This is a genomic window from Streptomyces sp. NPDC055506, from assembly GCF_053643595.1.
This window is the reverse complement of sequence record NZ_JBSHKH010000038.1, coordinates 19,757-32,430: the sequence shown is the minus strand read 5'-3', so window position 1 is coordinate 32,430 and position 12,674 is coordinate 19,757. Positions and strand designations below refer to the sequence as shown.

Here is a 12,674-nt window from a genome sequence, read left to right as displayed (position 1 = left end):
CCGTCCGGTCGCCCGACGCCCCGCACCGCACCGCGCCCGAGGAGTTCGCGTCTCGACCGGTCGCCGAGGGCCGGAGCCCACCGGGCTGAGGGTCGCCGGCCTCCGAGACTTTAGGCAGCCACCATGGGGCGAGCCTCGAAGAACAGGGGGCCCATCGGGCACAAACGCGGGCAGGACCAGTACCTGCCCGATTCGCCGGGCGAGCGTAGGGCCCCCTGTTCACTCGCCCCATGGCAGCTCCCGCCCAAAGTCTCTCCAGCCGACGACTTGCCCACCCGCGCCGCTCATCAGCGAAAACGCCGTTCATCCCACGCCGCCGTCAGTGGTCGCAAGCGTCTCCAGAAGACCGGCCAGCTCCTCCACCTCGATCGGCCGCCCCGCCAGCCGGACGACGCCGCGCCCAGCCCCGTTGGTCGAGGCCACCGCACGCACACCGGACAACTCGAACCCGACCCCCAGAAGGGCCCTGTTCAACCGGTCTGCGGCAGCGCGCGCCTCGCGCCACCCCGCGATGTAGTCGACGCCGCGCACCCACATGCTGGACTCCGCGTCCGCGATGTCGTCCAGACCGTCACGCAGCCAGTCCTCACCCGCGCCAGTCACTTGGCCACTCCCATCCGTACAGATAACGGATCGTCAACTCTTGCTGGCCCGGGGCGCATGAGCAGCACAACGACCCCGGTACCATCGGGCACCGGGGAACGCTGTGTCCCCTCCCGGACCACCCCGGTTGCTGCCAGGCGCGGGGGTGGTCCGGTCTCGGTATGAGGTTGTGAAGCGCGGCCCCGTGCTCCGGGTCAGGGGATCCTGCGGGGTCCCGTATGCACCAGGGCCGCGCCCCATTGGCCGGAGAGGTCAGCTCCGGCCGGGGTTCCGGGCCGCCACCGACTCCCGATCGCGTGGGAGTAACGAGGAGGCAGAGGCCCGGAGATCATCAGGACGGTTCGCTCAGTTCCCGGCCGTCCAGGTCGAAGCGGCACCAAACCGTCTTTCCGCCCCGCTCGCCCGGCGTCCACCAGACCGCCGTTGCCACCCGCTGAGCAATCAACAACCCGCGTCCACTGTCGGGCAGAACCGCTTCCGAGATGTCCGCCATCAGCTCGGGCGAGTACACATCGCCCATGGGCAGGAGCGGGGGCGTCGAGTCCTCATCCGTGACGCCGATGAAGAGCCACTTCGGGTACAGCTTGAACGCCACGTCAATGCGCCGAAAGCCTCCGGGATGCGCCTTACCTCGATCCGGCACCGCATGGTTCACGACATTCCCGACCAGCTCGGACACAACCAGCCGAGCATCGTGGATGAGTTCTTCCGCAACAACGCCGCGCAGGAACACGAACGTCGTGTCCCGTGCGATGCGCGCCGTGCTACCGCACTCGGCGAACAGCGTCAGCGTCAGAAAGTGCCCGCCCGACGACGGTTTCGGTGCCACGAACCAGTGCGCGTAAGCGTCCAACTCACTCGCCAGGTGCATGGCCTTCCCCGCATCCATGACGTCCCCTTCCGAACTTCTACGGCACTCATGGCACCGCTTGCTTTCCGGAAAGCCAGTACACGGCGCACGGGTCGTCACCGGGAGCGTTCATCAGGGGGTTCACGTGAACACCGGGAAACGCAAGGGGGGTTCACCAATGAACCCCCCGACGCGAGAATGCTGTGACACGATGAACACTCGCTGTCATTCTCGGGTTGGCAGGGGAGCATGAGCCGAGAGCCGAACGCGCAATTGATCGCCGTCATGGACGAGGCAAAGGTCTCGAACAAGGGCCTGGCGAAGCGGATGAGGGATGCCGCAGACCAGCGCGGCATCAGCCTTGGGACCACGCACGTTTCCGTGCAGCGGTGGCGGGACGGCTCGGGCATCCAGCCTCAGACGGCGGCGATCATGGCAGACGTGCTCAGCTCGAAACTGGGCCACCGGGTCTCACCGGCCGATCTCGGATTCTTCGACCAGTCCCGGCCGGCCGCCTCCGATTCAGTCGGTTACCCAAGCACGGTCCCCGACGTGCTGTCCATGCTGGACGGACTCGCCCAGGAGCGTGCCGAGGAGGCGGTCACCAACCGTCTGGTCGTAGCAGACACCGACCTCAGCGCAGCCGTTCTTTCCTGGATGATCGCGCGCCCCGACGGTATCCAGGCCGACCGCCCCGCTCACCAGCGCGTCGGTATGCGCGATGTACGCGCGATCAGAGACGCAGCCGCCACGTTCATGCAGCTCGACTTCAAGTACGGCGGAGGCCACGGCCACCGAGCCTTACGCCACTACTTCCGCCACGAAGTCCTACCCCTGCTCAGCGCCAGCTACAGCGAAAAGGTAGGCCATGCACTGTTCAGCGCCGCCGCCGAAGTGTCTCAGTTGCTCGCATGGACCGCGTACGACGTCGGAAACCACCGACTCGCCCACCGCTACCTCACCTCCACCCTGCGCCTATCTCAGGTCATCGACGACCGCATGTTCGGCGCTCGCATTCTCGGCAACCTCAGCCACCAGGCCAACTACCTGGGCAATCACACCCAAGCCATCCAGCTCGCCCGCGCCGCCATCGAGGGGTCCAAGGGCCGAGCCACCCCACGGGCCATGGCGAACTACTGGGCCATGGAGGCCCGCGCCCTCGCCAGCGCGAGCGACCGGACCGGGGCCAGCCATGCCATGAACCAGGCAGAACGCCACTTCGAGCAAGCCGACACCAGGGACGACCCCGCCTGGCTGAGCTACTTCGACGACGCCGAACTCCTGGGTGAGTTCTGCCACTGTTTCCGTGACCTGAAGATGCGCCAGGAGGCCGTCGCGCATGCACAGCGCGCCGTGGACAGCACTGACCCTCAATACGCTCGCACGCTCGGTTTCTGCCGCATGGTGTTGGCCCAGAGTCTTCTACTGAATGGTGATCTGGAAGCCGCCGTCACCACTGCAAGCCTTGCCGTGGACAGCGGCAACTCCCTCCAGTCCTCCCGCTTCCAGCGCTACGTCACCGACTTCCAAGCGGAGGTCAGCGCGCATGACAGCCATCCCGTCGTCGGCGCCTTCAACGAGCGAGTCAGGGAAGCCCTCGCCCGACTGGACGACGAGGACGAGTGACAGCTAGCGCGGTCGCCAGTCACGCGGCGCATCGTCATCACGCAGAGCAGCAATACGCCGGCGGTACTCATCCGCCGTGTCATGGTCCTCCTGCACGTTCTGCATGAGCCATGTCGTCATGCCGAACTCCTGAAGTCGTCGAAGCGTGCCGTAGCCTGACCAGTCATACAGGTCCCGCCCATATGCCCGCACGAAGTCGGCGTACTGTTCGTCGGTCTGCCACCCGAGGCTGTGATACTCCGTGGCCGTGACCATCAGGTCCCACTCAGGGTGATCGAAGCAGAAGGCTTCGAAGTCGATCAAGACTGCTTCATTCCGGTCATTCACCATGAGATTTTGTACGTGCGCATCACCGTGTACCGGCCCCCTGGGGGTCTCGAACCTCAACTCCCCGAACTGGTCGCGTAGCTCTCGCCAGCGTTTCCGCAAGAAGACCCTGTCGTCATCCGGGATCGCAGCCCGGCAGATCCGCAATTCCTGCTTGCCGAAGGGATCGAACGACGGCAGCTTAAGCCCGGTCGGCAGCGTCATCGAGTGCAGATCCCGCAGCATGCTTCCCAGTTCCTCGTACGTCGCCTTACGGTCACCTTCCACGATGAGATGCCAGAAGGTCACCGGGTGGCCGTCCACCAACAACGGCTGTTCCAGATCCTCGACCACGCGTGCGGCCGAGAACCCTTCCGCAGTAAGCCAGTGCGAAACGACTACCTCAGTGCGCGCTTTCGGCAGGTACTCCGCACTGCGGGCAACCCGCACGATTACCGGCGCTGAGGCCAGCCGGAATAGCGCGTTCTCCCCGAGCCGGATCAGCTCGGCACCTCTGTCGTTCAACCCGGCCGTCCTGCACGCGGCACTCATCACCTGCGCAGCCCTCACCGACGTGAACCCCTCGTCCGACCGAGCAGCGTTAACCGCCATGCCCGTACCAGCTCCCCTAGTCGCATGCGATCAACCAGCGCACGCCTGCGGGTGACCAACCCGACGTACGCCGGACACGACCATGACCGTACAGACCATCTCGTGGACCCTGTCCACCCCACGACTGCAGCCGACACATTCCTCATGACTACCCGGTCGTTCCCCAGCACGATGCGGGCAAAGGATCAAGGAGTAGGGGGCCCGGGCCGCCGCAAGGTGATGGCCGTCACATGTTGGGCCGTAGGGAAATCTGGTTCTACCGACTAGCTTCTTAGTGTGGGGACATGCTTGACGTTGGGTAATGGCGTGAATGCATAAGGCCACCATTCGGGATGTTCGACTCCCGAGGCGCAACCCTGTGATCTCGGCTACGGTTGAGGTAATACATGAAAGAGCATCACAGAGAGATGGACGACGGCATGCCCGGACACTCTTGCGTAGGTAACGAGGCCTTGCTCGACAGGCCCATTCAGCCTGCGGAACCGCAGTATCCGGTTGCCGAAGAGGCACTCGGAGCCCTTATTTCCTGCTACTCCTACAGGATTCGCGAGGAGCAGGAGAAGCCTCACCCCAATGAGAGTGCAATTAAGCAGTATGCGGAAGAGAGGGCGAGGTATGACGCCGAGATGGGGCGGCTGAGCAACCTCGCTGGCGCCGAGCTGACTAAAGCCGCCGCTCGATATCAAGAAGCCATCAAGCAGATGTGGCCTCTCATCCATGGAAAGCCAGAATCAGGATGTACTCCCTAACGAAGATAGCGAACGCATCTTCCAGGAGCGCATTATCCCTCGACTGCAAAGGGCCGGCGCCGCCGCCCAAGCTAGGGCTTGGCTGCTAGGCGGTCAACCAGGCGCAGGAAAGAGTAGTCTCGCGGGCAAGAACTCCCCAATTGAACAGGGTGTTCAAATCAGCAAGGACTTGTTTCGAGTCGAACACCCTGATTGGCTTCAGCTACTGGCGGAAGACCACGAGACAGCCTCATCGCGAACCGCCAGGGACGCCACAAAATGGCTGTTTAAATCGATCGACTGGCTGGTCGGGAAAAAACACAACATCGTAATAGACGGCACTCTCCGAAACCCAGCGCACGCCGACGAACTCGTAAGCATACTGAGGGAGGCTCGCTACCACATTAAGGTTCATTTTGTAGCTACTCCATGGGCTATAAGTCTAATGAGCGTGGTAGAGCGATACTGGAAAAATTCCAGGGATACAGGTTTTCCCTTCCGAGTGTGCCGTCGATCGATATACGAAGCCGGCTGTGAGGGCGTGCTGGCCACAGCGGCATGCATGGATCAACAGACAATCCTTGTGGATGCACTGCACGTCCACTGTCGGCGGAGCGAGGAGGAAATATACTCTCGCGACGCCTCACTGCCGCACCTATCTTCCGGTGCCGCACAGGCCATTCGTAATGAGCAGCGCCGATTGTGGACTCCCAGGGAAACTGAAGAATTCCTCGATAGGTACTGCAGTCTGCGAAGCAGCCTGGTGGAGAGGGATGAGAAGTGGACACAGTGGTTTGATGACATTGCACGGTTGGCGCGACCAATCATGCCCCTAAGATTCAATTTTCCCGATGAAGTGCAGGTAGCCTAAGCGAGACTGCCCCGCGGCCTGGACATTTCTCATTCACCCGAACCACTAAGACTCAGGAAGCAGTCCAGGGGAAGGTGACATTAAATGAGTGGCGGCAAGAAATTCTGGACCACAACGCGGGCCAGCATAGCGGTCTTCTTCAGTATTGCTATCGTAGCCATAGCGGTGTTGGCTTGGGCATGGTCAGCGAGTCCCCAGAGTAATACTCTGCGATATGAAGTCGCAAAAACTTCATTGCAGGTACTGGCCGTCGCCATCCTGGGGTCCCTGGCGACGTTGGCTACCCTCAGCTTCACTCAAAGCCGCACGAGGAAGGAAGACCTTCACGACAAGAAGCTTGAGCGGTGGCAACGCCGCGTCTCCGACCGCCGAGACAAACGGCATCGTCAAGACGAGCTTCTACGGTCCACACTGCAGGCCACAGTGACTTCTTACAATCGCGTCAAGCGCGTGCGGAGGCTTCTGCTCGCCGAAACGCAAGGATCGAGCGGCAGGAGTATCACGATTGAAACCTACGACAAGTATATGGCGGTACTCATCGATCAGCAGCTTGAGTTCGAGCAGTTCACAAAACTCGCCCCACTGATCAACGATGAAAGGCTAAATGCGGCTGCAGTTGCCGCTAGTGTCGAGATTAAGACAGGGAACTCACTAGCTAAACATTACAGCGAGATCGAGGTTTTCCTCAATAGAGTGATAGATGAATATCAAACTCAGAGATACTCCATGGCCGGGGGATCCACTTTTCCCGTTTTTCATCTTCCCAGGCTGACAGGGTTCCTGTCGAAAGAAGAGTTCTCGCCGGGTGTATCAACGCACATTGCATCAATCGTGGAAGCGTTGCAGGTGGCTTTGCTTCAGCCTCTAGCCTTGCCAGACCCAGAGGAGGAGGAAAACCTCACCGATTGACGCTGCGACTCGGCAGCATCCTGGCCTGGGAGATCAGGCTGCGGGAGACGACGCAATGAGCCCCGCGACACGCTGATGTGCGTGAACCTGCGAGTAGCTTCTGTACTGCAGCGCCAGGAGGCCCAGATTTCCCATGTAGCCGCCTGAACAGCCCCTTATTACTGTATGAGCGACGCTTGACCGACGACTCGCGCAGCGCGGCGATGGGCGCGAGCTCGGCCTTGGTCTGGGCCCACAGGACGAGGGCGTAGGCGGCGACGGAGAGGGCGGCGCCGATGAGACCGATCCCGGCGAACGGCCGCAGCAGTGCGACGGTCCGCCCGCGCCAGCGGCTCAGCGCGTACGCGGGGATGACGGCCCCCTGCACGGCCATCAGCCAGGCGATGTACCCGAGCGAGGAGCCCGACGCACGCACGCCCAGCCCGTCCACCACGGTGTACACGGCGATCGTCAGCCCGGTCGCCAGGGCCGCCCCGATCGCCGCCCAGTCGGGCCGGTGCCCGCGCAGCCCCCACAGGGCGACGCCGGTCAGCCCCGCGCACGACAGGGCGATCCCGGCGGCGGCCCACCCGTCGGGCACCTCGTGTGCGAGGAGCGCGGCGAGCAGGGTCACGACGAGGGGCGCGGTGCCGCGCGCGATGGGATAGGCCTGCCCGAAGTCGCCCAGCCGGAAGGACTTCATCAGCAGCGCGTAGTAGGCGATGTGAACGGCCGCGGAGAGGAACAGATACGGCCACGCCCCGGCCGCCGGGAACGCCACGAACGGCGCGAGCGCCAGCCCGATGACCAGTCCGCCGCCGGAGATCAGCGCGAACCCGGCGAGTTTGTCCGTGATCCTGTGCGCGATGGCGTTCCAGCTCGCGTGGGTCACGGCGGCGAGCAGTACGGCCGCCGTGACCAGCGGCGTCACGAGTCGCTCTCGCGCACGTCCACCAGGGTGGCGCCGGCGTGGGCGACGAGGTCGCGGGGCGTCATGGGGAACACGGTGTACGGCGTGCCGGCCGCGGCCCACACGGTCTCGTGGCCGAGCAGGGACCGGTCGGCCAGCACGCGCGTCTTCGTCCGGTGTCCGAAGGGCGGCACGCCGCCGATGGCATAACCGGTCGTCTCCCGCACGACGTCGACCTTGGCCCGGGTGACCTTGTCCGCGCCGAGCTCCTTCCGCACCAGCTCGACGTCGACCCGGGAGGCCCCGTCCATGAGCACCAGCACGGGCACCCCGTCGGCCGCGAAGATCAGCGACTTGCAGATCTGGCTCAGCTCACACCCGAGAGCGGCGGCGGCCTCGGCGGCGGTACGGGTGGCTTCCGGAAAGCGCCGGATGCGCGGCACGACCTCGTCGAGCCCCAGTTCCCGCAGGGCCTGGGCGAAAAGGGGGTGTGCTCCGGAGTTCTCGGCGTCAGTGGCGGCTGTCGTCGTCATGGGGGCACGCTAGCGGTCCGTGTATCGGACACGCGAGGGGGATTCGGCGCACGCCGTCCCCCCGGCGTGACATCCGCGGCTTCAGCCCCCTAGGGCCGCTCCACCTTCGTACGGAGCACTTCGCGGGCCTGCTCCGCGGCGCGGGCCGTGCTCTCGCTGACGAAGTCGAGGAAGCGGGCGATGTTCTCGAGCCGGGCGGCGACCGGGGTGCCGGGGCCGAGGACGCCGACGCCCTGGCGGGCGAGCTCGACGATCTGGGCGATGGACCGGGCGCTGGCCATCATCGACTGGTACCAGATGTCGTCGTCGACGATGTAGCGCTCGCGGCGGCGTTCGTCGCGTTCCCTGCGGACGAGGCCCTGACTGTCCAGGAACGCGATCGCCTTGGAGATGGACGCCGGGCTGACCTGGAGGCGCTGGACGAGCTCGGACGCGGTGAGGCTGCCGCTGTCGGTCAGGGTGAGGCAGGCCATCACGCGGGCCGGCATCGTGGTCATGCCCGAGGCCATGAGGGCGGTGGTGAACACCTCCTCGTACTCACGCACGGCCTCGGCGTCGCGCCCGTGGGCCTGCGGGGGCGCCTCGGCCGCCCGGGGCGTGGCCTGTCGGCGCCGGTGGGCGCGGCGTTCGGTGGCGCGGTGGGCCAGGTCGGCGCGGTAGGCGGTGGGACCTCCGTTGCGCATGACCTCGCGTGTGATGGTCGAGGTCGGGCGGTCGACGCGTCTGGCGATCTCCGCGTAGGCGAGGCCGTCGGCCAGTCCCAGCGCGATCTGCTGACGTTCCTGCTGGGTGAGCCTGCCTCCCGGCATCGCGATCTCCTTCGTTCTTCCCAGGTGGCCTCCAGCATAGCGTTCACCTTCATTTCATTGCAACGAAAGCCCATGCGACGTTGCGTTAAATCAACAGCCATTGCAATGAAATTGCTACTCTCACCTGCATTTACGCACTTACAGCGCAACGAGTGCGTTGCCAGATCAATGAACGCAACGTAGCGTTTCCTTCATCAGAAACGAAGAGCCGAAGGAGCGCACGATGCAGAAGTTCACCACCCCCGCCCCGATCTCCGCCGTCCTCGACATCCCCGCCGGCCATGTCCGGTTCATCGCCGCCGACCGGGCCGACACCACCGTCGAGGTCCGGCCCGCGGACAGCTCCAGCAGCCGCGATGTGAAGGCGGCGGAGCAGATCACCGTCGAGTACGGCGACGGTGTCCTGCGGATCGAGGCCGCACCGGCGAAGAACCGGATCCTCGGCAACTCCGGGTCCGTCGAGGTGACCGTCCAGCTGCCCGCCGGCTCCCGTGTCGAGGCGAAGGCGGCCAGCTCCGAGTTCCGGGGCGTCGGACGGCTCGGCGATGTCGCCTTCGAGGGCGCGCACGGCTCGGTCAAGCTCGACGAGACCGAGGGCGCCCGTCTCACCCTGCTCGCCGGCGATGTCTCGGTTGGCCGGCTGGGCGGATCCGCGGAGATCAGCACCCAGAAGGGCGACATCCGGGTCGCCGAGGCCCTGGGCGGCTCTGTCGAGCTGCGCACCGAGCACGGCGCGATCTCGGTCGGCGCCGGCCGCGGGGTCTCCGCCTCCCTGGACGCCGGCACCGGCTTCGGCCGGATCCACAACACCCTGATGAACGCCGACGGCGCCGCCGCCGGCCTGAACATCCGCGCGACCACCGCCTACGGCGACATCACCGCCCGCAGCCTGTAAGCGGGATGAGCACGGAAAAGCCGGTGAGGGCACCCGTCCCCACGGAGCCCTCACCGGCCGGTTCATCGGAAGCGGTGGAACGTCAGGCGCGCACCAGCTCCCGGTCCGTGTCCCCACGGTCGGAGTCCGAGCGCAGGCCCTCGCCCTCGACGTCCACGTTGGGCAGCGCCCGGTCCAGCCACCTGGGCAGCCACCAGGCCTTGCGGCCGAGCAGGGCCAGGACGGCCGGGACGATGGCCATGCGGACGATGAACGCGTCGAAGAAGACCGCGATCGCGAGGCCGAAGCCGATCATCTTGACCATCGACTCGGACGAGCCGATGAAGCCGGCGAAGACCGCCATCATGATGACCGCGGCGGCCGTCACCACCCGGGCGCCGTGCCGGAAGCCCGTCACGATCGCCTGGCTCGGCTTCTCGCCGTGGACGTAGGCCTCCCGCATCCGGGTCACCAGGAACACCTCGTAGTCCATCGCCAGGCCGAAGACCACGCCGACCATGAAGATCGGCATCATCGACATGACCGGGCCCGTCTGCTCCACGCCCATCAGGTCCGACAGCCAGCCCCACTGGAAGACCGCGACCACCGCGCCGAGGGCGGCCATCACCGACAGCAGGAAGCCGAGGGCCGCCTTCAGCGGGACCAGGATCGAGCGGAAGACCACGATCAGCAGGAGGAAGGCCAGGCCGACCACCAGGACCAGGTAGGGGATCAGCGCGTCGTTGAGCTTCTCGCTGACGTCGATGTTCATCGCCGTGCTGCCGGTGACCAGGACGTTCGCGTCCGTGTCGGCCTTGATGCCCGTGCCGGCGTCCCGGATGCCGTGCACCAGGTTCTCCGTCGTCACGGAGGACGGCTGGGAGCCCGGGATCACGGTGATGGTGGCCGTGTCGCCGGCCTTGTTGGGTGCCGGCGGCGTCACCGTGACGACGTCCTTCAGGCCCTTGATCTCGTCGCCGACCTGGGTGAAGGCCGCCTTCGGGTCGTCGCTGCCCTTGGCGTCGACGACGACCATCAGCGGGCCGTTGAAGCCGGGGCCGAAGCCCTCGGACAGCAGGTCGTAGGCGCGGCGCTGGGTGGTGGAGGTGGGCTGGGAGCCGTCGTCCGGCAGGCCCAGTTCCAGGCTGGACGCCGGGACGGCCGCCGCGCCGAGGCCGATGACACCGAGCAGCAGCACCGCGACCGGGCGGCGTACGACGAAGCTCGCCCAGCGCGTGCCCAGGTTGGGGCGCTCCGGCTTCTTCGGCGTCCGGCCGAACCGCTTGCCCTTCTCCCCCATCGGCTTCACCCTGCGGCCCGCGTAGCCGAGCAGCGCCGGGATCATGGTCAGTGCGATCAGCACCGCGATGGCCACCGTGCCCGCCGCGGCGATGCCCATCTTCGTCAGCATCGGGATGTTGACGACTGACAGACCCACCAGTGCGATCACGACCGTCAGGCCCGCGAAGACCACCGCCGAGCCCGCGGTGCCGGTGGCCCGGCCCGCCGCCTCCTCGCGGTCACGGCCCTCGGCCAGTTCGGCGCGGTAGCGGGAAACGATGAACAGGGCGTAGTCGATGCCGACCGCCAGGCCGATCATCATCGCCAGGGTGGAGGTCGTCGAGCCCAGATCCAGCACACTGGCCAGGGCCGTGATCGTGGAGACGCCGATGCCCACGCCGATGAGCGCCGTCAGCAGCGGCAGACCGGCCGCGATCAGTGAGCCGAAGGTGATGACGAGGACGACGGCCGCGACCGCGATGCCGATGATCTCGCTGGAGCCGGTGTGCGGGACCGTCTGGAGCGCGTCACCGCCGATCTCGACGGTCAGCCCGCTCTCGCGCGCGTCCTGCGCGCTGTCCTGCAGGGCGTCGCGGGAGGAGTCCTCCAGCTCCATGCCGGAGACCTTGTACGACACCTGCGCGTACGCGATCCTGCCGTCCTTGCTGACGGCCTTCGCCTGGTACGGGTCGGTGACGCGGGCGACCTCGGAACCGTCGGCCAGTTCCTTGACGGTCTCCTGGACGGTCGCCTTGTTGCCGGGGTCGGTCATCTTCTCGCCGCTCGGCGCCTTGAAGACGACGCGTGCGGTGGCGCCGTCGGCGCTCACGCCTGGGAAGCGCTGTTCCAGCAGGTCGAAGGCCTTCTGGGCCTCCGTGCCGGGGATGGAGAACGAGCTGTTGCCCGCGGCGGGGGCGCTGGCCGCGCCGACCCCGGCGAGGGTCAGCAGGGCCACCCATATCAGGGCGACGAAATGCCGCCGCCGGAACGAGAGCCGGCCGAGTTTGTAGAGGAAAGTGGCCACGAGGGCGTACTCCCGGTCAGGTCGTGGGGTATTTCAGGGCAGGGGTGATCAGCCCGACGACGTGAGCGGCGATCGCGTCAGGTGCTGCGGTTTCTCAGGTGAGGGGGATTGCTCAGGTGGTGGGGATGCCGAGGGCGGGGAGGACCACGGCGTCGATGTACGAGATGAGGAAGGCCTGCGTCGGCGGCTGGTCGTCGATCAGCGTGCGGGTGGCGAAGGCGCCCACCAGCATGTGCACGACGTAGTCCAGTGCCGGGCAGTCGGCGCGGATCTCGCCGCGGTCGACCGCCTTGCGCACCACCCTCTGGAACTCCTCCATCTCAGGCTCGATGAGCAGTTCTCTGAACGCCTGGAGGAGATCCGGGTTGGCGTGCACCGCCATGAACAGGCCCCGCATCAGCGCGGCGTTCTGCTGCATGGCGCAGTCGTCCTCACGTGCCGTGAGGGCGTGCAGGTCGCCCCGCAGGGTCCCGGTGTCGATGTCGGCGATGTTGCCCGGCTTGTTGTGCCGGATCGCCTTCGCCACCAGCTCCGGCTTGCCGCCCCACTGGCGGTAGAGCGTGGCCTTGCTGGAGCGCGTGCGCGCGGCGACGGCGTCCATGGTGAGGGCGTCGTAGCCGACTTCCCGGAGCAGGTCGAGCACGGCCCCGTACAGCTCGGCCTCACGCTCGGGGGTGATCCGACTGCGACGCGGGGTGGCGACCTCAGTCATCTCTCTCACCTTCCTGCTTCCGAACGACACGGTTTCGTACATGGCGA

The 12,674-nt window shown here is 65.9% G+C and carries 12 protein-coding genes and 1 pseudogene; 5 read left to right on the top strand and 8 right to left on the bottom strand.

Annotated elements, in window-relative coordinates:
- Nucleotides 1–303 precede the first annotated feature (303 nt).
- Nucleotides 304–603 (bottom strand): hypothetical protein, encoded by a 300-nt coding sequence (locus ACWIF2_RS17020; RefSeq protein WP_454361187.1) that lies wholly within the window; start codon nt 601–603, stop codon nt 304–306.
- 331 nt (nt 604–934) lie between these two features.
- Nucleotides 935–1,492, bottom strand: a complete 558-nt coding sequence (locus tag ACWIF2_RS17015) for an ATP-binding protein (RefSeq protein ID WP_454361186.1) — start codon at nt 1,490–1,492, stop codon at nt 935–937.
- A 210-nt stretch (nt 1,493–1,702) separates the two neighbouring features.
- Between ACWIF2_RS17015 and ACWIF2_RS17010 the strand changes: the two genes are divergently transcribed.
- Entirely contained in the window at nt 1,703–3,079 is a 1,377-nt protein-coding gene (locus ACWIF2_RS17010) for a sporulation protein (protein ID WP_454361185.1), read from the top strand.
- A gap of 3 nt (nt 3,080–3,082) precedes the next feature.
- Here the strand turns inward: ACWIF2_RS17010 and ACWIF2_RS17005 are convergent, their stop codons facing one another.
- A complete protein-coding gene (locus tag ACWIF2_RS17005; RefSeq protein ID WP_454361184.1) occupies nt 3,083–3,997 on the bottom strand; it encodes an aminoglycoside phosphotransferase family protein in 915 nt (304 codons plus the stop codon).
- A gap of 386 nt (nt 3,998–4,383) precedes the next feature.
- Here ACWIF2_RS17005 and ACWIF2_RS17000 point away from each other — a divergent pair, with 386 nt between their 5' ends.
- The 3 genes from ACWIF2_RS17000 to ACWIF2_RS16990 all read left to right on the top strand — a co-directional run bounded on the left by ACWIF2_RS17000 (nt 4,384) and on the right by ACWIF2_RS16990 (nt 6,505).
- Nucleotides 4,384–4,746, top strand: coding sequence for a hypothetical protein (locus ACWIF2_RS17000; protein WP_454361183.1), 363 nt, complete (start codon nt 4,384–4,386; stop codon nt 4,744–4,746).
- Nucleotides 4,715–5,596, top strand: coding sequence for a zeta toxin family protein (locus tag ACWIF2_RS16995; RefSeq protein ID WP_454361182.1), 882 nt, complete (start codon nt 4,715–4,717; stop codon nt 5,594–5,596). Before ACWIF2_RS17000 ends, ACWIF2_RS16995 begins: the two co-directional genes overlap by 32 nt.
- A gap of 84 nt (nt 5,597–5,680) precedes the next feature.
- Nucleotides 5,681–6,505, top strand: coding sequence for a hypothetical protein (locus ACWIF2_RS16990; protein WP_454361181.1), 825 nt, complete (start codon nt 5,681–5,683; stop codon nt 6,503–6,505).
- 178 nt (nt 6,506–6,683) lie between these two features.
- Here ACWIF2_RS16990 and ACWIF2_RS16985 read toward each other — a convergent pair.
- The 3 genes and pseudogenes from ACWIF2_RS16985 to ACWIF2_RS16975 form a co-directional block, all read right to left on the bottom strand.
- A pseudogene (locus tag ACWIF2_RS16985) lies at nt 6,684–7,415 on the bottom strand (EamA family transporter); the annotation flags it as partial.
- Nucleotides 7,412–7,927 (bottom strand): YbaK/EbsC family protein, encoded by a 516-nt coding sequence (locus ACWIF2_RS16980; RefSeq protein WP_454361180.1) that lies wholly within the window; start codon nt 7,925–7,927, stop codon nt 7,412–7,414. The pseudogene ACWIF2_RS16985 and the gene ACWIF2_RS16980, both read right to left, overlap by 4 nt.
- A gap of 89 nt (nt 7,928–8,016) precedes the next feature.
- Nucleotides 8,017–8,736 carry a helix-turn-helix domain-containing protein gene (locus ACWIF2_RS16975; RefSeq protein ID WP_454361179.1) on the bottom strand — a complete coding sequence of 240 codons (720 nt, stop codon included), beginning with the start codon at nt 8,734–8,736 and terminating at the stop codon, nt 8,017–8,019.
- A 223-nt stretch (nt 8,737–8,959) separates the two neighbouring features.
- Between ACWIF2_RS16975 and ACWIF2_RS16970 the strand changes: the two genes are divergently transcribed.
- Nucleotides 8,960–9,631: a DUF4097 family beta strand repeat-containing protein gene (locus ACWIF2_RS16970; protein WP_454361178.1), complete on the top strand. Its 672-nt coding sequence runs from the start codon at nt 8,960–8,962 to the stop codon at nt 9,629–9,631.
- Nucleotides 9,632–9,713: 82 nt separating this feature from the next.
- On the opposite strand, the gene ACWIF2_RS16965 is transcribed toward ACWIF2_RS16970, so the two are convergent.
- Both ACWIF2_RS16965 and ACWIF2_RS16960 read right to left on the bottom strand, forming a co-directional pair.
- Nucleotides 9,714–11,915: an MMPL family transporter gene (locus ACWIF2_RS16965; RefSeq protein ID WP_454361177.1), complete on the bottom strand. Its 2,202-nt coding sequence runs from the start codon at nt 11,913–11,915 to the stop codon at nt 9,714–9,716.
- Nucleotides 11,916–12,027: 112 nt separating this feature from the next.
- Nucleotides 12,028–12,627 (bottom strand): TetR/AcrR family transcriptional regulator, encoded by a 600-nt coding sequence (locus ACWIF2_RS16960; protein WP_454361176.1) that lies wholly within the window; start codon nt 12,625–12,627, stop codon nt 12,028–12,030.
- Nucleotides 12,628–12,674: the final 47 nt, after the last annotated feature.